At 66.0% G+C, this 18,389-nt stretch carries 16 protein-coding genes; 4 read left to right on the top strand and 12 right to left on the bottom strand.

The window, feature by feature from the left end:
• Positions 1-22: 22 nt before the first annotated feature.
• The 3 genes from U5A52_RS00270 to U5A52_RS00260 all read right to left on the bottom strand — a co-directional run bounded on the left by U5A52_RS00270 (position 23) and on the right by U5A52_RS00260 (position 4,596).
• On the bottom strand, positions 23-3,364 hold the full coding sequence (locus U5A52_RS00270; protein WP_321933291.1) for a hybrid sensor histidine kinase/response regulator: 3,342 nt from the start codon (positions 3,362-3,364) through the stop codon (positions 23-25).
• Positions 3,364-4,026 (bottom strand): response regulator transcription factor, encoded by a 663-nt coding sequence (locus U5A52_RS00265; RefSeq protein WP_321916374.1) that lies wholly within the window; start codon positions 4,024-4,026, stop codon positions 3,364-3,366. Before U5A52_RS00265 ends, U5A52_RS00270 begins: the two co-directional genes overlap by 1 nt.
• A gap of 171 nt (positions 4,027-4,197) precedes the next feature.
• The gene (locus tag U5A52_RS00260) at positions 4,198-4,596 is read right to left on the bottom strand and encodes a hypothetical protein (RefSeq protein WP_321933290.1); all 399 of its coding nucleotides are present in this window, start codon (positions 4,594-4,596) and stop codon (positions 4,198-4,200) included.
• A 445-nt stretch (positions 4,597-5,041) separates the two neighbouring features.
• On the opposite strand from U5A52_RS00260, the gene U5A52_RS00255 reads away from it, so the two are divergent.
• Entirely contained in the window at positions 5,042-5,632 is a 591-nt protein-coding gene (locus tag U5A52_RS00255; RefSeq protein ID WP_321916377.1) for a YSC84-related protein, read from the top strand.
• A gap of 35 nt (positions 5,633-5,667) precedes the next feature.
• On the top strand, positions 5,668-6,105 hold the full coding sequence (locus U5A52_RS00250) for a thioesterase family protein (protein ID WP_321916379.1): 438 nt from the start codon (positions 5,668-5,670) through the stop codon (positions 6,103-6,105).
• Positions 6,106-6,128: 23 nt separating this feature from the next.
• Here the strand turns inward: U5A52_RS00250 and surE are convergent, their stop codons facing one another.
• Positions 6,129-6,917, bottom strand: a complete 789-nt coding sequence (gene surE, locus U5A52_RS00245; RefSeq protein ID WP_321916381.1) for a 5'/3'-nucleotidase SurE — start codon at positions 6,915-6,917, stop codon at positions 6,129-6,131.
• A 174-nt stretch (positions 6,918-7,091) separates the two neighbouring features.
• Here surE and ydiK point away from each other — a divergent pair, with 174 nt between their 5' ends.
• Together ydiK and U5A52_RS00235 are read left to right on the top strand one after the other, a co-directional pair.
• Positions 7,092-8,174 carry an AI-2E family transporter YdiK gene (gene ydiK, locus U5A52_RS00240; RefSeq protein ID WP_321916458.1) on the top strand — a complete coding sequence of 361 codons (1,083 nt, stop codon included), beginning with the start codon at positions 7,092-7,094 and terminating at the stop codon, positions 8,172-8,174.
• 198 nt (positions 8,175-8,372) lie between these two features.
• Positions 8,373-11,063 (top strand): ATP-dependent Clp protease ATP-binding subunit, encoded by a 2,691-nt coding sequence (locus U5A52_RS00235; RefSeq protein WP_321916383.1) that lies wholly within the window; start codon positions 8,373-8,375, stop codon positions 11,061-11,063.
• Positions 11,064-11,101: 38 nt separating this feature from the next.
• Here the strand turns inward: U5A52_RS00235 and U5A52_RS00230 are convergent, their stop codons facing one another.
• From U5A52_RS00230 to U5A52_RS00195, 8 genes are all read right to left on the bottom strand, one after another.
• Positions 11,102-12,337 (bottom strand): type II toxin-antitoxin system HipA family toxin, encoded by a 1,236-nt coding sequence (locus U5A52_RS00230; RefSeq protein ID WP_321933289.1) that lies wholly within the window; start codon positions 12,335-12,337, stop codon positions 11,102-11,104.
• Entirely contained in the window at positions 12,334-12,621 is a 288-nt protein-coding gene (locus U5A52_RS00225) for a helix-turn-helix domain-containing protein (protein WP_321933287.1), read from the bottom strand. Before U5A52_RS00225 ends, U5A52_RS00230 begins: the two co-directional genes overlap by 4 nt.
• A 204-nt stretch (positions 12,622-12,825) precedes the next feature.
• Complete coding sequence (locus U5A52_RS00220; RefSeq protein WP_321933286.1) at positions 12,826-14,463, bottom strand: AMP-binding protein; 1,638 nt, start codon at positions 14,461-14,463, stop codon at positions 12,826-12,828.
• 49 nt (positions 14,464-14,512) lie between these two features.
• Positions 14,513-14,929, bottom strand: coding sequence for a RidA family protein (locus tag U5A52_RS00215; protein ID WP_321933284.1), 417 nt, complete (start codon positions 14,927-14,929; stop codon positions 14,513-14,515).
• A gap of 40 nt (positions 14,930-14,969) precedes the next feature.
• Complete coding sequence (locus U5A52_RS00210; protein WP_321933282.1) at positions 14,970-16,157, bottom strand: acyl-CoA dehydrogenase family protein; 1,188 nt, start codon at positions 16,155-16,157, stop codon at positions 14,970-14,972.
• Position 16,158: 1 nt separating this feature from the next.
• Positions 16,159-17,013 carry an enoyl-CoA hydratase family protein gene (locus U5A52_RS00205; protein ID WP_321916392.1) on the bottom strand — a complete coding sequence of 285 codons (855 nt, stop codon included), beginning with the start codon at positions 17,011-17,013 and terminating at the stop codon, positions 16,159-16,161.
• A gap of 35 nt (positions 17,014-17,048) precedes the next feature.
• The gene (locus U5A52_RS00200; RefSeq protein WP_321916394.1) at positions 17,049-17,612 is read right to left on the bottom strand and encodes a MarR family transcriptional regulator; all 564 of its coding nucleotides are present in this window, start codon (positions 17,610-17,612) and stop codon (positions 17,049-17,051) included.
• On the bottom strand, positions 17,609-18,388 hold the full coding sequence (locus tag U5A52_RS00195; RefSeq protein WP_321933280.1) for an SDR family NAD(P)-dependent oxidoreductase: 780 nt from the start codon (positions 18,386-18,388) through the stop codon (positions 17,609-17,611). Before U5A52_RS00195 ends, U5A52_RS00200 begins: the two co-directional genes overlap by 4 nt.
• Position 18,389 lies beyond the last annotated feature (1 nt).

Raw genomic sequence — 18,389 nt, 5'->3', positions numbered from 1 at the left:
CGCGACGCGAATCCTTTGGCGGTCACACGGCGTCGCGGTGCGCCGCGAGCGCGCGCATGGCTTCGAGTTCCTCCACGACGGCCGCCGACAGCTCGCTCACGTCGCCGGTCCATTCGCCTGCATCGCGCAGCGTTGCGCGCAATTCAAGGCAGGCTTCGTTGAGCATCGAGGGGCCCAGCACCGCAAGGCCGCCCGACACGCGGTGCGCCCACTCGCGCAGGCGATTGAAATCGCGCTGCTGCGCGATGTGGGCGTACTCGGCGATGTCGCGGTCGGCCTGCTCGATGAAGAGGTCGGCGAACGCCGGAGCGAGTGTCGGGAAGCGAGGCGGCTCTTCGTCTTCAGGTACTTCGGTATCCTCTTCAGCTGCATGGCTGGGTCGTCCAGTTCTTGCTGCGGCCTCGTTGGCGCGGCTTTGCTCTGACACGGTGGCCAGCACGCGCGCGAGTTCCGCGAGCGCGAGCGGCTTGGTGAGGTAATCGGTGAAGCCCAGCGCGCGCCCTTGGGTAATCTGCTCGGGCAGCGCGTCGGCGCTCAGCGCGTAGACCGGCAGCGAAGGGAACTTCGCGCGCGTCGCCTTGAGCAGCGCGCTGCCGTTCATGCCCGGCATGTTCAGGTCGGTCAGCACGAGATCCACTTGATGCTCGCCCAGCCGCACGAGAGCTTCCTCGCCATCTTTCGCTTCAACCACGCTTGCGCCGAGCGTGCGCAGCTGGTCGCGCAGCAGGCCGCGATTGAGCAGGTTGTCTTCGGCGATCAGAACATTCAGGGTTGCGAAGCGTTCACTGTTGGCGGGGCTGGGGCGCGGCGTCTCAACGGCTGCCGCCTCAGCCGCCGCCGCGCCGCGCCCCAGCAACTGTGTCGCCGCGCGGATGCCGCTCAAACTGTACAGGCTCACTTCGACGGCGCCGTCGGCGAGTTCGAGAGGCACGAGTGGGCCGTCCTGGCGCAGCCACACGATTTTCATGCCGGCGGGCCGGAGCCGCGCAACATCGTCACGCGAGAACTCGTCGGTCACGAGCACATAGTCGAACGTGCCCTCGCGCTGCGGTTCGTCGAGGCTCAGGAAGGTTGGCGTGCTCACACGCGCATCGAACAAATTGGCGAGCCATTCGTGGTTTTCGGGCGCACGGCACAAGATGGCGGGATGCGCTTCGGGCAGCGTCCATGCTTCGCCTGCCGTGGCCTCGCCCTCGGGGTGCAACGGCAGCGTGACCGTGACGCGCGTGCCCACGCCGAGCGCGCTGTCGAGCGCGATGCGTCCGTGCATCAACTCGGTCAGGCGCGCGCAGATGGAAAGCCCGAGCCCGGTGCCACGCGCCTGCGTGAGCTTGTGGGCGTCGCCCTGCGTGAAGGGCTGGAACAGGAGCGGTTTGAGGTCTTCGGCAATGCCGCCGCCGGAGTCGCTCACGCTGATCTCCAGGGCGCTTTCGCGCCAGTGCGCCCGCAGCACGATCTTGCCGGAGCGCGTGAACTTGAACGCGTTGCTGAGCAGGTTGTTGACGATCTGCGCGAGCCGCATGGCGTCGAAGTGAAGCTGAGCCGGAATGGTGCGGTCCATCACGAGATAGAACGGCAAACGCTGACGCACGGCGAGCGGGGCGTGGGCGAGCGCGATACGCACGAGCAGTCCTGCAATCGACCCGGCTTCTTCGACCAGCTTCATCTGGCCGACATCGATCTTCGAAAAGTCGAGCACGTCGCTCACGATCTGCAGCAGTTCGGCCGCGGAAATCTGCATGGCCTGCACGCGCGCGCCTTGTTCCGGCGTGAGCGGACCGCGCGCCATCAACTCGATATTGCCGACGAGCGAGCCGAGCGGCGTGCGGATCTCGTGGCTCATCGCCGCAAAGAAGCTGACTTTCGCGCGCGCGGCTTCGTCGCTCAGGCGCTTCGCTTCGCGCAGCAGCCGCTCGACTTCATAGTGCTTGGACATGTCGGCGACTGCGCAGAACATCACGTCTTCGCGGTTCATGGTGGCGGGCGCGTAGGTGATGGCGAGATGCAGGCCCTCTCCATCGGGGCGCTCGAGCGAGTAAGGCAACTCGTACATCGGCGTCTTTTCAATGTGACTCGCGGCTTCTGGCCACGGCGAGTGCTTCTCGAATTCCGCGCACAGGGCGCTCGGCAGACGCGTGGCATGCTCGTCGAGTCCGAGCACGTTGCGCACGATCTGATTCGCCACGACGATCTCGAAGTTGCTGCGCCTGACGATGCACAGGCCAACCGGCGTGGCGTGAACGAGCAAATGGTTGAGCAGCTCGCCTTCTAGCGCGCGGGTGGCTTCGTCGTAGTTGCGCGTGAGCACGCGGCGATTCCAGTAGCGCGAGAGCGCGAAGAGCATGGCGATGAGTGCCGCCGTGAGCGCGAGAACAATCAGGGCGGGCGTGTGGATCAGCGTGAAGAAGTCGCGCCACGAGAGGGCCACGGTGTAGTGCCCGAAGGCATGCGCGAGCGGCGGCTCGCGCCATACGTAGCCGAAGCGCGGCAGGACGTGGAAGGTGCTGCGCGGCAGTGGCGCGACGATCCGGTCGAAATACTGTGCCGCAGCGGGTGTCAGCGGGCCGGTGAGTACGTCGCCGTCCACGTTGAACAGCGTGGCGGCAATCAAGGGGGGAGCGCCTGCGGGCGTGCGGTTGAGCGTATCGACATCCACGCTCGTGATGACGAACGCGTAGGGCTTGCCGTCCCTTAGCACCGGCAGCGCACCGAGTGCGAGATTGGGAGCAAAACCGAGTGTCGTCGGCGGCCGGAACCAGACGACTTTTACCGCGCGGGCCAGGGCGGTGACATCCTGCCCGCGCGCCGCGATGCGCAGGAGCACCGTGTCGGCCAGCAGGCGCGTGGCGTCGCCCGAAGGCAACTGGAAACCCTTCGGCGCGATGTCGTGCCCGTACGCGGCACTGCCGTCGACCTTCAACAATATGACGGGGACGACTGGCGCAACGGTCGTGGCGGCTGCCACGAAGCGATCGCAGGCCGCACTCAGATCCGATGCGTCATCCATGCCGTTGCTGAACACCGGGGAGCAGTGCTGCAACGATGTGGCGTTCGTGGGTGGGGCGAGTGCGGACGAGTCTGCGCTCACAAGGAGAACCGCCGCGCTTCCGAGTATCGTGACCTGCCGTTCGAGCCGCGCGTTGGCGTTCGCACTCAAGGCGATCGCCTCTAGCGCCTGCACGCGCAGCGCGGCGAACCCCAGGCTGCCGATCGCGACGGCCGCCATGCACAGCGCCGCGAAGATCAGCAGGCCTGTGAGCATCGCGAAGACGCGTCTTTCCCGCTTCAGGTTGCGCTCGAGCGCCCTGAGCGCTTCATAAGGCGAGGCCTGCGTGAAAGCGTCCCTGCGGGAGGCGCGTGGCATTACGCGAATCCGTGTTCGCCGGCGTAACGAATCAGATCGGCATTCGATTCGAGGTGGAGCTTGCGCATGGCCGCGCGTTTTTGGGTGGCGACGGTGGTGACCGAGCGGTTCAAGCGCTTCGAGATTTCGGTGACGCTCAGGCCGAGTGCGAAGAGCCTCACCACTTCGAGTTCGCGCGGCGACAGCGGCTGGTTGCGCTGAAATTCGCCGACGGTCGAGCCTTCTTTCGCAAGGCGTTCGGCAATCCGCGCGGAAAGCGCCGTGCCCGGTTCCGCGAGCGCGCGCCGGCAGACTTCGCCGAGCGCGGGAATCGGCTCATCCTTGCCGATGAGTCCCGCCACGCCGAGCTGCGCAAGCTGGTGCAGGATGCCGCCGTTGGTGACCATCGTGAACACGATTACGGGCGTATCGGGATAGAGCCGCCGCAAGCGGCTGACGAGCCGCAGGCCGTCTTCGTCTTCGACGTCGCCCTGCATCGAGAAGTCGGTGATGATCAGCTCGCACTCGGTGTCGCGCAAAGCGTCGATGAGTCCCGCGCCGGTGGCGGCTTTCGCGACTACCCTGAAGCCCGGCGTGGTGTTGAGATAATCGCTGATCGCCGTCAGCACGACGGGATGGTCGTCGGCCACCACGATCCGCACATCTTGCGTTGCTTTCGTCATGGTCGTGAGCGTGTCGCCTGAAATCGGATGAGCCGGAGGGCGAGACATGCAGAGCCGGATTTAGCGCGCGCGTTGCTCTGTCATGGTTTTGGCCATTATAAGTCAGGGATTACTTATGGTTGTCGGAGTTTGCCTGACCGTTAAGCCGGGCGTGGCCGCTCAATACACCGCTCAGTGGGTCTCTTTGCTTGCGCTGCCTGAGTGGCAATGTGCGTGAAAGCACGACACCGTGAACCGCGTGCGAGCGCCATCGGTCCCGGCGCAGTGCTGGCTGCACGTGCGCGTGGTCATCTGCGCGAAACGCTGCGGCATCGGGCGGGCCGTGCCGCGGGAAACGGCGGCGCGTGTGGTCGCCGGTTGGGGCGGGGCGACGTGCAGGGCGCTGGCCGCATAGAAGACCAGCGCGCAGATGCCCATGGCCCCCGCGAGCGCGCCGGCCGCGGCCAGCAGCCAGAAGGCGCCGACCGGCGCCCGGCAGAGCAGGAACAGCATGGCGACGAAGCCCACATAGAGTGGCGGCAGCAGATAGACGCCGGCGCCGCTCAGGCGGTCGCAGGCACGCGTGAGCATTGGGGTGCGCGGTTGTGGCGATCGATCTGGCGTGGTGGGGAGCATGGCGAAACTCTTTCTGATCAGGCGGGGCGCCGCTGCGTGGGGAATCGCAACTTGCGCCCTGGTATGTCCACAATTTAGCGACGCGGCCGCCCTGCCGATATCGAACGGATTCGAAAAGCCCGACGATGTTGCGTTGCACCGAAACGCCTGCGGCTGAGCATTTCCTTACATCTCTGTGCGAACTCGATGCCCGCTGCATGGTCCTATACCCCCAAGGATGAGCGGTCATGGCCGCCGCAGCCGGCCGGGCGCCCGGGAGATCGGGTGTCCACGCACCGGATTGCGGGTTTGCCCCGGCGACGGCCATGCGCGCTATCCTGTAGCGCTTTGCGCGCGGCACGTATATCCACGATCGGGCCGGCGCGGACATTCGAAGTCCCATTTGCACAGGAACCCTCTCATGCGCCGACGTCAATTTCTTCTCAGCTCCAGTGCCGCTCTCGCCGCCAGCGGCCTTGCGCTTGCCGGTTGCACGACAACGCCGCCGGGCTCGCAGAGCAGCGCAGCGCAGAACACCGCGAAGCGCAATTCGATCGACGCGGGCGTCGACGCCACGCTCACGCGCCTCTACAACACGGTGAGCGGGTCGCAGGAACTGATTTCGAAGTCGAGCGGCGTGCTCGTCTTTCCGCAGGTGCTGTCGGCAGGCTTCTGGATCGGCGGGCAATACGGCACCGGCGCGCTGCGCGTGGATGGCCGCACGACGGGCTACTACAGCACGATTGCGGGTTCGTTCGGTCTGCAGATCGGCGCGCAGTCCAAGGCCATCATCTTCGCGTTCATGAACCCGGTCGCGCTCAACGATTTCACGAGCAGCCAGGGCTGGTCGGCCGGCGCGGACGCCACGGTTGCGCTCGTCACGGTAGGCGCGAACGGCAACGTCGATACCTCGACCGCCACGAGCCCCGTGGAAGCGTTCGTGCTGACCAATGCAGGCCTCATGGCCGGGGTGTCGCTGGAAGGCGTGAAAGTGTCGCGGCTCGTGATTTGACGCTGCGGCGAGCAGGCATGACAGGAGACCCACGCATGGCGACGCCCACGTACCGCCGCAAACACAAGATTCACTTCTCGGAGTGCGATCCCGCCGGTATCGTGTTCTATCCGCAGTATTTCGTCCTCTTCAACGATCTCGTCGAGTCGTGGATCGACGAGTTGCTGCCGCAAGAGGGTTATCACGGTGTGATCGGCGCTCGCCGCGTGGGCATGCCGACCGTGCGGCTCGAAGTGGATTTCAAGGCGGTGAGCAAGATGGGCGACGAGGTCTGGCTTTCGCTCGACGTCGAGCGTCTCGGCGGGGCGTCGCTCACGCTCGCGTGGGCGTGCACGGGCGTGGACGGCGTGCTGCGCATGGCGGCGCGCCAGACCATCGTGACGACCTCGCTCGACACCCACAAGTCGATTGGCATTCCTGAGGACATGCGCGACGCCATCGCGCGGGCGATGGAGTCCGCCGCGCGCGCATGATCGTCACGATGATCGAGCCATGTTCAGGCGGCAGCGCCGAGCGCCGCCTGCAACGTGACAAAGGTTTTTTCGTCGGTGCGCTCGAAATGCAGCGGCGTGACCGAAACGCGGCCTGAGTTCACCACGGCCGTTTCGCTGTCGGGCCCGTTTTCGCGCGGGCCGCGATTGAAGCGCAGCCAATGGTAGTCCATCCCGCGCGGGTCGATCTGCGGCACGACGTCGATGCCTTGCACGAGCCCCACGCCCTGGCGCGTGACCGTGAGCGGTCCCGCCGCACTCGCGTCGATATCGGGGAAATTCACGTTCAGGCAGACCGGCGCATCGTGCGCCACGGCGGCGAGGCGGCGAATCACGTCCGGTGCGAGCGCGCGGGCGGTGTCCCAGCGCACCCGCTCGCGGTCGCGGAAGGTCTGGCTCAACGCGATGGACGGCAGGCCGAGCAGCAGGCCCGTCATGGCTGCGCCTACCGTGCCGGAGAACATCGTCTCCACGCCGAGGTTGCCGCCGCGGTTGATGCCCGAGAGTACGAGCGAAGGGCGCACGTCGCCCATGAGCTGGCGCACGGCCATCACCACGCAGTCGCCGGGCGTGCCGAGCACGCCGAAGCGCCGTTCGCCGTGCCGGGAGACGCGCAGCGGCGTATGCAGGCTGATCGAGTGCGAGGTGCCGCTCTGGTCGTGTTCGGGCGCGACGACCCAGACCTCGTGCGCGAGTTCGGCGGCCACGGCTTCGAGCACGGCGAGGCCGGGCGCGTCGATGCCGTCGTCGTTGGTCAGGAGCACGCAGGGCAGTTTGCTATCGGTTGCGGTCATGGCTGGCTCTTCTTCGTTGCAAGGTCGGGGAAAGGGCCATTATTCCAGAGTGCATTCCGGGCGGCAGCGCTGCGGCACTTTTAAAAGGGATTCGTAGCGTATCCGATATAGACTAGCGCGTCGGCGCCATGAGGCGCGCCCTGCTGTGAGGAGAAGTACGTGAAGCCGCAAGCCATGCCTGACCTGGCACGCATCCTGTTCGTTGTTGCCATACTCTGCGCGCTGACGACCGGCAGCCTCTACGTCATGCGCCCGTTCCTTCCGGGCCTGATCTGGGCGACGACGATCGTCGTCGCGACCTGGCCCGCCATGAGAGCGATCGAGCGGCGCTGCGGCAACCGCCGCTGGCTCGCCACCCTCGTGATGCTGCTCATTCTGCTGGTCGTGATCGTGCTGCCGCTCTATGAAGCCATCTCGACGCTCGCGTTGCACGGCGGCGAGATCATGGAGCTGATCCGCAAGCTGCCCGACTACGCGTTGACGGCGCCGCCGCAGTGGGTTAGTGACATTCCCGTGGTGGGCGGCCGCATTGCCAGCAAGTGGCAGGAGTTTTCGGACGCCGGTCCTGGCGGCCTGCTCGCGCAGCTCGAACCGTACGTTTCGATCGCAGCGCACTGGTTGATCGGGCATGCCGCATCGGTGGGCGTGTTCGTCATGCACATGTTCATCACGATCATCATCACGGGCATTCTGTACAGCAGCGGCGAGCAGGCCGCCGACTATGTCACGCGCTTCGCCATTCGCGTGGCGCCCGCTTATGGCGAGCAGGCCGTCAAGCTCGCGGGCGCTTCGGTTCGCGCGGTGGCGCTGGGCATCGTCGTGACGGCGATCCTGCAGTCGGCGCTCGGCGGCATTGGCCTGTGGGTGGCCGGGGTGCCGGGAGCGGGCGTGCTCACCGCCGTGATGCTCATGTTTTGCCTCGCGCAGATCGGCCCGACGCTGCCGCTGCTCGGCGGCGTGATCTGGCTGTTCGTGCATGACGCGCATGTTGCGGCCATCCTGCTCGCGGTGTGGTCCGTGATGGTCGCCATGCTCGACAACCTCGTGCGTCCGGTGCTGATCCGGCGCGGCGTCAATCTGTCGATGCTGCTGATTCTCTCCGGCGTGCTCGGCGGCTTGTTCGCCTTCGGGATCGTCGGGCTCTTCATCGGGCCGGTGATCCTCGCCGTTTCGTCCACCCTGCTGAGCGCATGGATACGCGACCCGGCGGCGCAAGCCCGCGATGCGGCCAACTCCTCAGCCCGCCAGGACGGTTGAGGCGGCGCAAGTCCTTTCATCGATTCGCAAACGTCTCCTTGACGACGCGCAGTTCGATTCGACGTTACGATGACGTCTGAACTTCGCTTCGGCATTCGTTAGAGCATTTATGCAGCGCTCGCGTGGGCATGCCTCGTGCCATTTCTGGTCGCGGGCGGCGCATCCGCGCGCGCTGCGCACGGCTTCCAAGGAGACGAAATGGCTCAGTTCAACTGCGATATCTGCGGCGTGCGCCCCGCGACGGTGCGGGTCGCCGTATTGCAGGACGGCAGGCGGCGTTTTCTCGATGTCTGCGACTATCACTACGCGCAACTGACACGGCATCAACGCACCTTGAGCCCGCTGGAGGCGTTGTTTCGCGCCTCGCAGCAGGCCGACGGCACAGGCGACGCCGGCGAGGCGGCGGGCGAACCCGCGCCGCAGGCGATGGAAGCCGGCGACGGCGCCATCGTCGAGCGCTATTTCAGTGACGTGGCGCGCGAATTGCTGCAGCGCGCGGCGGAGCGGGCGGTGCAGTTCGGGCGGCGCGAGGTCGACACGGAGCATCTGCTTTACGAACTCGCGGGCAACGACGCCGGCGCGGCGATCCTCAAGCGTCTGGGCATTCAGCCCGACGACGTGCGCGCGTTCATCGACGCCAATGCGCAAAAGCGCGAAGGCGCGGGTGTTCCCGAGGACGGCCGCATTGGCGTCTCGCCACGCCTGAAGGGCGCGCTCGACCGCGCATTTCTTGTTTCGCGCGAACTGGGTCACAGCTACGTCGCGCCCGAGCATTTGCTCTTCGGCCTCACGCAGGTGCCGGAGAGTTTTGCGGGCCATCTGCTGGGCCGCTATGGCGTCACGCCGCAAAAGGTGCTGCAGCGGCTCGTGGAGGCCCAGGGCGACAAGCGCGAGCGGCCCGCCGCGAAAGGCCCGAGCGCGACGCCGCAGCTCGATCAATACAGCCGCGACCTCACGGCGCTCGCGAGCGAGGGCAAGCTCGACCCGGTGATCGGCCGTTCGAGCGAGATCGAGACCGTGGTGGAAGTGCTCGCGCGCCGGCGCAAGAACAACCCGGTGCTGATCGGCGAGCCGGGCGTGGGCAAGACGGCGATCGCCGAAGGCCTCGCTCAACGCATGCTCAACGGCGACGTGCCCGAATCGCTGCGCGGGCGGCGGCTCGTCGAGCTGAACGTCAACGGTCTGATCGCGGGCGCGAAATACCGCGGCGAATTCGAAGAGCGCGTGAAAGGCGTGATGGAGGAAATCGCGGCGCAGCGCGAGAGCCTCGTGCTCTTCATCGACGAAGTGCACATGATCGTCGGCGCGGGCCAGGGCGGCGGCGAAGGCGGCCTCGACATCGCCAACGTCTTCAAGCCGGCCATGGCGCGCGGCGAACTGAACCTGATCGGCGCGACGACGCTCTCGGAGTACCAGAAGTACATCGAGAAGGACGCGGCGCTCGAGCGGCGTTTTCAGCCGGTGTTCGTCTCCGAGCCGAGCGTCGATCAGACGATCAACATCCTGCGAGGTTTGCGCGACAAGCTCGAGGTGCATCACCACGTCACCATTCGCGACGACGCGCTCGTGTCGGCGGCCGAGTTATCCGACCGCTACGTGATGGGGCGCTTCCTGCCCGACAAGGCGATCGATCTGGTCGACCAGGCGGCGGCGCGCGTGCATCTTTCGGCCACCTCGCGGCCCGCGGCGATTCTCGAGCTCGAAGCCGAACTGGCGCAGTTGCGGCGCGAGCAGGACTACGCGGCGACGCGCAAGAATTTCGAGCGGGCGCATACGCTCGACGAGCCGATCGCCGACAAGGAAAAGGCGCTCGCGCAGGCCACCAATGACTGGAAAGGTCAGCTCGGCACCGTGACTTCCGACGTGACGAGCGAAGATGTCGCGGAGATCGTCTCGAAGCTCACGGGCGTGCCGGTCACGCAGCTGACCGCCGAGGAGCGCACGCGACTGCTCGAAATGGAACAGCGGCTGCATGAGCGCGTGATCGGCCAGGAGCAGGCCATTGTCGCGGTAAGCGACGCGGTGCGCCGCTCGCGCGCCGGGCTGCGGCGCGGGCGGCGGCCCACGGCGGTGTTCCTGTTCCTCGGGCCGACGGGCGTCGGCAAGACCGAGCTTGCGAAGGCGCTGGCCGAAGTGGTGTTCGGCGACGAGGACGCCATCGTGCGCATTGACATGAGCGAGTACATGGAGCGCCATGCGGTGTCGCGGCTGATCGGCTCGCCGCCGGGTTATGTCGGCTATGACGAAGGCGGCCAGTTGACCGAGAAGGTGCGCCGCCGCCCCTATTGCGTGATCCTGCTCGACGAGATCGAAAAGGCCCACTCCGACGTCTACAACGTGCTGCTGCAGGTGTTCGACGACGGGCGTCTCACCGACGGCAAGGGACGCGTGGTCGACTTCAGCAATACGGTCGTGATCGCGACGAGCAATCTTGGCTCCGACGTGGTCTCGGGGCAAAAGCGCTCGGGGCCCGGTTTCCTCTCCAGCGCCGAAGGGTCGATGCAGAGTGCCGTGATGGGCGAGCTGCGCCAGCACTTCCGGCCCGAGTTCCTGAATCGCATCGACGAAATCATCGTGTTCCAGCCGCTCAACAGCGACGAGCTGCGCTCGATCGTGCGGCTGCAGCTCGAGCAGGTCCGGCGCATGGCGCGTAGCCAGGATATCGACCTGACGTTCGACGACAGCGTGATCGATCACCTTGCATCGGAGGGATATCGGCCGGAATTCGGTGCACGCGAGTTGAAGCGCAAGATGCAGCAGGCGGTGGAGAACGAGCTGGCGAAGGAAATGCTCAAGGGCGGCGTGAAGGAGGGCGCCAAAGTCGTGTGCCGCTACGACGCCGTGGACAAACGCATGGCGTTCGCGGTGCAGGAGGCGGGCAAGAGCTGATGCGGGCGCCCGGCGCGTCGATGTCCGTGTTCGCGCGCCTAACGCACGAGCTTCGGGCGTGAGATGGGTTTCACGCCCGGCCGCTCGACGGCTCGCCGGATCCTGGCGAGCAGATCGCCCTCGTGGAATCGCGGGTCGTCTGAGAGGCGCTCGGCGACTGTGCGATAGGCGTCGTGCAGGCGCTTCATGATCTCCTCGCTTTCGGTCTGCCGCAGATCGAGGCGCCGGGCGAAGGCATGGAGTTCCGCCGGCAGCGGAAAAGTCTTGCTGCGGTTCAGGCTCAGCGCCATGCGCCCGTCGAGATCCGGATAGATGTCCGTGCAGACCACGTCGAACACCGGAGCAAGACGGCGCGGCCCGGTCGGATCGATATAGAGGATTCCCAGGTTCTTCATATGAGCATCGCCGTCGCGTAACAGGCACGAGAGAGCGATGCGCTCGAACAGGCGCCGCTTTTGCGCCGGGTCCGAACGCGTATAGATGTCCACGGCCTTCGCGATCATCTCGTAGCTGCCCTCGTACTTCGCCTTGCCGGTGAGCACGCTCATGTCTTCGAATCCGAGGGGCGTACCGTTCGCCGTGCGGTCGAAGCGCGACATCACGAAGAGCTTGCCGTCGTCGGAAAGCCAGAAGTCGGGGACTTCCAGCGCCGCCTCCTTCGCCACCGACATGCAGAAGTATTCGTTGCGCGCGAGCCCGGGAAAGTCATCGCCTTCGGCCTTCACGATCACTGTGCGCAGGGGCAGTGCCGTGTGTTCCGCGGGGCGCGAGGCGGCCTCGGCGGCGAGCGGCACAACGGCCTTTGGCTGCACGCCGGAGATGCCCGAGCCGAGCGCATAGCGGTCGATCAGGCGCTCGAACAGCCGGCCCGAGGGCGACGACAGCAATTCGTCCAGACGCTCGCCGTCGCTGTGCGGCACACGCTCGCCCGGCACGGAATAGGTGAGCCGGCCGATCTGGTTGGTGCCAGCGAGAAAGAGCAGAAACATGTCGCCTGGCGCGCCGTAACGCGCGAGCCGCTCCTCGATGACGAAGCGCAGGTAGCCCTCTGGCCGGTTCATCGCGAAGACGCCCATCAGGTCGCCGCTCGCATAGCTCTGGCGCCGCACCGGCATGGTGAGCGACACCGCGGCCACGTCCGCGACGTCGCCGTAATTGAAGACGAAGCGGCTTTCGCGCGCGAGCAGACCGCTCGGGCCCTGCGGCGTATGGACTTCCAGACTGCGGATTTCGCGCAGGAGCCGCTCGAGGTCGAATGATGCGTCGGCGGTCATTCGTCGTCCTTGAAGATGTCGTTCAGGTCCTCGAGGATCACGGTGTCCATGGGGCGGAGCACGACTTCATAGCCGAGCGCGTTGACGAGACGGCAGAGTTCACGTATGCCGACGTTGCCTGCGTGCTCAGCGTTCGTGACGGTACGGCGGGCAACGCCCGCCTGCTCCGCCAGGGCCTGCTGGGTCAGCTTGCGCTCGCGGCGCGTCGCGCGCAGGCCTTCTGACAAGCGCTCGACGTTGGAAATCGAGAGATTTGCGGTTTTTTTGCGCATCATGGTGCGCATTATAGGTTGGGACTGGACTCTTTGCGCATAATTTTGCGCATCGAGACGGCAGCCGTCCACCAGCGAAGAATGCGCGCAATTTTGCGCAAAACTGCAATCGTCTCTCAATATGAGCAAAATAATGCACATATTGCGAGCGAGCGACAGATCAAAGATGTTAAGAAATTGACGGTTTACGTAGTATTTCTTTGGTCCAATGCCGCCTCACATCGACCGCAACGCCGAGCGCTTGAGCTTGCCGGTCTCGGTGCGCGGCAGCGCGTCGATAAACGCGATCAGGCGCGGGTACTTGTACGCCGCCACGGCGTTCTTCACGAACTCCTGCAATTCGGCAACCAGCGCGTCGCCAGCGCTGAAGCCGGGGCGCAAGACGACGAACGCCTTTACCACCTGCCCACGCACTTCGTCGGGCACGCCCGTTACGCCGCACTCGGCCACGGCAGGGTGCTGCATGAGTACCGTCTCGATTTCGGGCCCCGCGATGTTGTAGCCCGACGAAACGATCATGTCGTCGGAGCGGGCCTGATAGAACACATAGCCGTCGGCGTCGATAGAAACCGCGTCGCCGGGCAGGTTCCAGCCGCCGCGCACGAACACCGTCTGGCGTTCGTCGGCGAGGTAGCGGCAGCCGGTCGGGCCACGCACGGCGAGATTGCCCGTCACGCCGGGCGGCACCGGCTGCAGGTCGTTGTCCAGCGCCTGCACGACGTAGCCGGGCACCGCGCGGCCGATCGAGCCGGGACGCACATCGGCCCCCGCGGACGAGACGAAGATATGGATCAGTTCGGTGCCGCCAATGCCGTCGATCATCTCGATACCCGTCGCGTCGCGCCACAGGTTGCGCGTGGCCTGCGGCAGCGCCTCGCCGGCGGATACCGTCTTGCGCAGGCTGGCAAGGTCATACTGCGTGACGAGCGGCGCCATCTGCCGGTAGAACGTGGGCGCGGTGAAGGCGATCGTCGCGTGAAAGCGCTGGATCGTGTCGAGCAGCAGCGCCGGCGTGAGCTTTTCGATCAGCACGGTCGACGCGCCGGCGCGCAGCGGAAAACACAGCAGGCCGCCCAGCCCGAACGTGAACGCGAGCGGCGGCGTGCCACAGAACACGTCCTCGGCCGTGGGCTTCAGCACATAACGCGGGAACAGGTCGCACATTGCGATCACGTCGCGGTGAAAGTGCATGCAGCCCTTGGGCATGCCCGTTGTGCCGCTCGTGAAGGCGATCAGGCAGACGTCGTCGCTGGCCGTGTCGCAGGCCGTGAAGTCCGCCGGCTTGCCTGCAGCAAGCGCCTCCAGGGTGCCAGGCGAGTCGTCGTGGAAATAGCAGACCTGTTTGATGCCTTCGTAAAAGAATTCGTCGGCGGGGTCCATGCAGCGCGCGAGTTCTTCGGTGAGCCGCACGTCGCACAAAGCCGCGCAAACCTGCGCCTTGGCTGCAATCTGCTTGAGCTCCTTCGCGCGCAGCAGCGGCATGGTGGGAATCACCACGAGGCCTGCCTTGAGCGACGCGAGAAACGCCACCGCCATCTGCAGCGTGTTCGGTCCGCGCAACAGCACACGATTTCCCGGCTGCAGCCCCATGTCTTCCACCAGCACGCGCGCGCTGCGATTGACGAGCGCGAGCAACTCGGCATAGGTGGTCGCTTGCGGCTTGCCGTCGACATCCGACCAGATGGCCGGGCGCTCGCCGTGACCGGCCTCGATCGCACGGTCGAGCAACTCGACGGCGCAATTCATGCGTGCGGGGTAGGCGACGTCGGGATTGTCGAGCAGCATGTCGGGCCACTGCGACTCGGGCGGCAGATGATCGCGTGCGAACGTATCGACATGGGCGGTGGGTTGCATGGCGTCTCCGGCTGGCTAGATGAGCTGATCGTTCCGTTGCGTGGGCGGTTTATTGGCGCGTGAGGCGTGCGCCGTCGGGAATCACGGCCGTCGCTTCGATTTCCACTTTTGCGTCGTCTTCCATGAGCGCCACCACCTGAACCGCGCTCATCGCGATGTCGTAGTCGCCGATCAGCTCGCGAAACGCCGCGCCGATTTCCTTCAGCGATGCCAGGTACTCCTTTTTGTCGGTCACGTACCAGGTCATGCGCATGAGGTGCTCGGGCTTGCCGCCCGCCGTTTCGAGCACGGCGACGATATTGCGCAGCGCCTGCACGGCCTGCGCGCCGAATTCGCGGCTCGTGAAACGCGCGTTCTCGTCCCAGCCGATCTGCCCGGCGATATAGACCTGCGTGCCGGAAGCGGCGACGCCGTTGGCATAACCGCGCGGCTTGACCCAGCCTGCGGGAAGAAGGGCTTGTTTCATGTTTCGTCCGGTTCCGTAGAGAGCGTCGCGCAGCAGTCGCTTACGCGGCGTGGTATGCCTTGAGCAAGTCGCGCCCGACGATCAGCTGTTGCACTTCCGTCGCGCCTTCGTAAATGCGCAGCGAGCGAATCTCCCGGTAGAGCGATTCGACGATATTGCCGCTTTGCACGCCCATGCCGCCCCACAGCTGCACGGCCGCGTCGATCACCTGTTGCGCGCCTTCGCTTGCGTGCCACTTCGCCATGGCGGCTTCGCGCGTCACGCTTTCGCCCTGGTCGCGCAGCCACGCGGCGCGATAGACGAGCAGGGCGCTGCTGTCGATGGTGAGCGCCATTTGCGCGAGCTTTGCCTGGGTCAACTGAAAATCGCCTAGCGTCTGGCCGAACATCTTGCGCGAAGCGGCGCGTGCGAGCCCTTCGGCCATCGCGCGGCGCGCGAAGCCCAGCGAAGCCGCCGCGACCGACGTGCGGAAAATATCGAGCGTGCGCATGGCGATCTTGAAGCCCTCGCCGGGGGCGCCAAGCATCTGGCTGCGCTTCACGCGCGCGCCGGTGAAGCGCAGGCGCGCGAGCGGGTGCGGCGCAATCACGTCGATGCGTTCGGCGATTTCGAGCCCGGGCGTGCCGGCATCGACCACGAACGCGCTGATGCCGCGTGCGCCCGGCGCTTCGCCGGTGCGGGCGAACACCACGTAGAAGTCGGCGATGCCGCCGTTCGAGATCCAGGTTTTTTCGCCGTCGAGCACGTAATCGTCGCCCTCGGCGCGAGCGGCGAGCGCCATCGCGGCGACGTCGGAGCCCGCTTCCGGTTCGGAGAGCGCGAACGCGGCGATTGCTTCGCCGCGCGCCACGCCTGGCAGATAGCGCGACTTTTGCGCGTCGTTGCCAGCCAGCGAGATGGCTCCGGAGCCCAGGCCCTGCATGGCGAGCGCGAAATCGGCGAGGCCGGAGTGCTTGGCGAGCGTTTCTCGCAGCAGGCAGACGGCGCGCGTATCGATAGTGTCGCCGTGACCGCCGTAAGCGGTGCCGCCCACGCCGTAGCGCAGCCAGCCGGCTTCGCCCAGTTGGCGCACGAGCGCGCGGCAGGTTGCATCGACATCATCGTGCGGCACGTGCGCGAGATGCTCGCGCGACCACGCTTCGATTCCCGCGGCAAGCGCACGATGGCGATCTTCGAAGAACGGCCACGCAAGCGCGTCGTGGAGATGGGTTTCAACGGCAGCGTTCAATTCAGTCCCCTTCGAAAACCGGACGCGTCTTGCCTGCGAACGCTTCATAGGCACGGCCGAAGTCGCGCGTGGCCATGCAGATCGCCTGTGCCTGCGCTTCAGACTCGATGGCCTCGTCGATGCTCATGGTCCATTCCTGATGCAGCATCGTCTTGGTTATGCCGTGCGCAAAGGTCGGGCCGGAAGCGAGATCGGCGGCGAGCTTCTGCGCATCGGCGAGCAGCGCTTCGGGCTCGCAAATGCGGTTGTAGAAGCCCCACGCGTGGCCTTCTTCGCCGCTTGCGGAGCGCCCCGTATAGAGCAGTTCGGCCGCGCGGCCCTGACCGATGATGCGCGGCAGGATCGCGCACGCGCCCATGTCGCAGCCCGCGAGTCCCACACGCGTGAAGAGAAAGGCGAGCTTGCTGCGCGCCGTGGCGTAACGCATGTCGGAGGCCATGGCGAGAATGGCGCCCGCGCCGGCGCAAACCCCATCCACGGCGGCGATGATCGGCTGCGGGCAGTGCCGCATGGCTTTCACGAGGTCGCCGGTCATGCGCGTGAACATCAGCAGTTCGGGCATCGGCAGATCGATGAGCGGCGCGATGATGTCGTGCACGTCTCCGCCCGAGCAGAAGTTCTCGCCCGCGCCATGCAGCACGATGGCCTTCACATCGGTCGCGTAGGCAAGCTGGCGAAACAGATCGCGTAGTTCTGCATACGATTCGAACGTGAGCGGATTCTTGCGCTCGGGGCGGTTGAGCGTGATGGTCGCCACGCGGCCTTGTACCGACCAGCCGAAGTGTTGTGCCTCATAACCGGCAAGCGTCACGCGGTTGCCCGCGAAGAGCGCTTCGGCGCTGGAACGTGTCGTCAAGATATGTCTCCCGGATCTCTGCAATTTCAGTGGTATCAGCCTTCCAGGCCGTTGCGCAGATGTTGTTTGAGCTTGCCGAGCCGCTCGTGCATCTTCGACTTCTCGTCGAGCGAGAGGCCGCCAAACAATTCCACGACCCATTGCTCGTGGGCGGCCGCCATGCGGTCGAAGAGGGCGCGGCCCTCGGCCGTGAGGCGCACCACAAAGGCGCGGCGGTCGTCGGGGGCGACGTCGCGCACGACGAGGCCTTCCTTTTCGAGCTGATCGGTAATGCCCGTGACGTTGCCGCCCGTCACCATGAGGCGGCGCGAGAGCTCCGTCATGCGCAGGCCTTCAGGGTGGCGCTCGAGCTGCGCCATCAGGTCGAAGCGCGGCAGCGTCGTATCGAACTCCACACGCAGGCGGCGGCGCAGCTCGGCTTGCACGAGGTTCGTCGTGGTGAGCAGGCGCAGCCACAGGCGCAGGCCCATGTGGCTGTCGGCGCCCGTGCTCATTTCCATGTCGACGACGTTCTCGGCTGGCTTTTCAACGCCTTTGCGCGGCGCTTTCGTTGCGGCTTTCGTGGTGGCGCTCTTGCGCGTGGATGCTGGCGATGTCATGTGATTTCTCCACCGGAAACGGAGATGGACTGGCCCGTGATCGCAGACGATCCAGGCGCGCAAAGCCACAGCACCGCGTTCGCGACTTCATCCGGCGTGACGAAGCGCTGCTGCGGGTTGTGGCGCACGAGAATGCTGCGTGCCTCGGCTTCGCTGCGCGAGGTCTTGCGCGTAATCTGCTCGAGCGACGCCTGCAGCAGCTCCGTTTCCGTGTAGCCGGGGCACACGGCGTTCACGGTCACGCCTTGCGTGGCGACTTCGAGCGCGAGCGCGCGCGTCATGCCGATCACGCCGTGCTTCGAGGCGCAATAGGCGGCGACGTACGGGTAGCCCACCTGGCCTGCCGTACTCGCGACGTTGACGATACGCCCGCTCTTGCGTGCGATCATGGCGGCCAGTACTGCGCGCGTGCAGAGGAAGGCGCCCGTGAGATTCACGTCGAGCATGCGTTTCCAGAGCGCGAGGTCGGTTTGCGCGAATGGTGCGGCCTGGGCCTGGCCTGCATTGTTCACGAGGATATCGATGGCGCCGAGCGTTTCGGCTGCGCGTGCGAACGCGGCATTCACGGCGTCTTCGTCGGTGATGTCCACGCTCACGCAGGCCACGTTTTCGCCGCCGCCGAGCGCGGTGCGCTGCGCCTCGAGCCGCGCGGCGTCGCGGCCCATCAGCGTGACGCGTGCGCCGGCCTGCAGGAGCGCAGCGGCGGTCGCCGCGCCAATGCCGCTGCCGCCGCCGGTCACGACGGCGTGACGATCGTTGAGGATTGCCTGGTTCATG

The sequence above is a fragment of the Paraburkholderia sp. J8-2 genome (assembly GCF_905220195.1).
Classification (GTDB): Bacteria; Pseudomonadota; Gammaproteobacteria; order Burkholderiales; family Burkholderiaceae; genus Paraburkholderia.
This window is presented reverse-complemented; position numbering and strand designations above follow the sequence as displayed.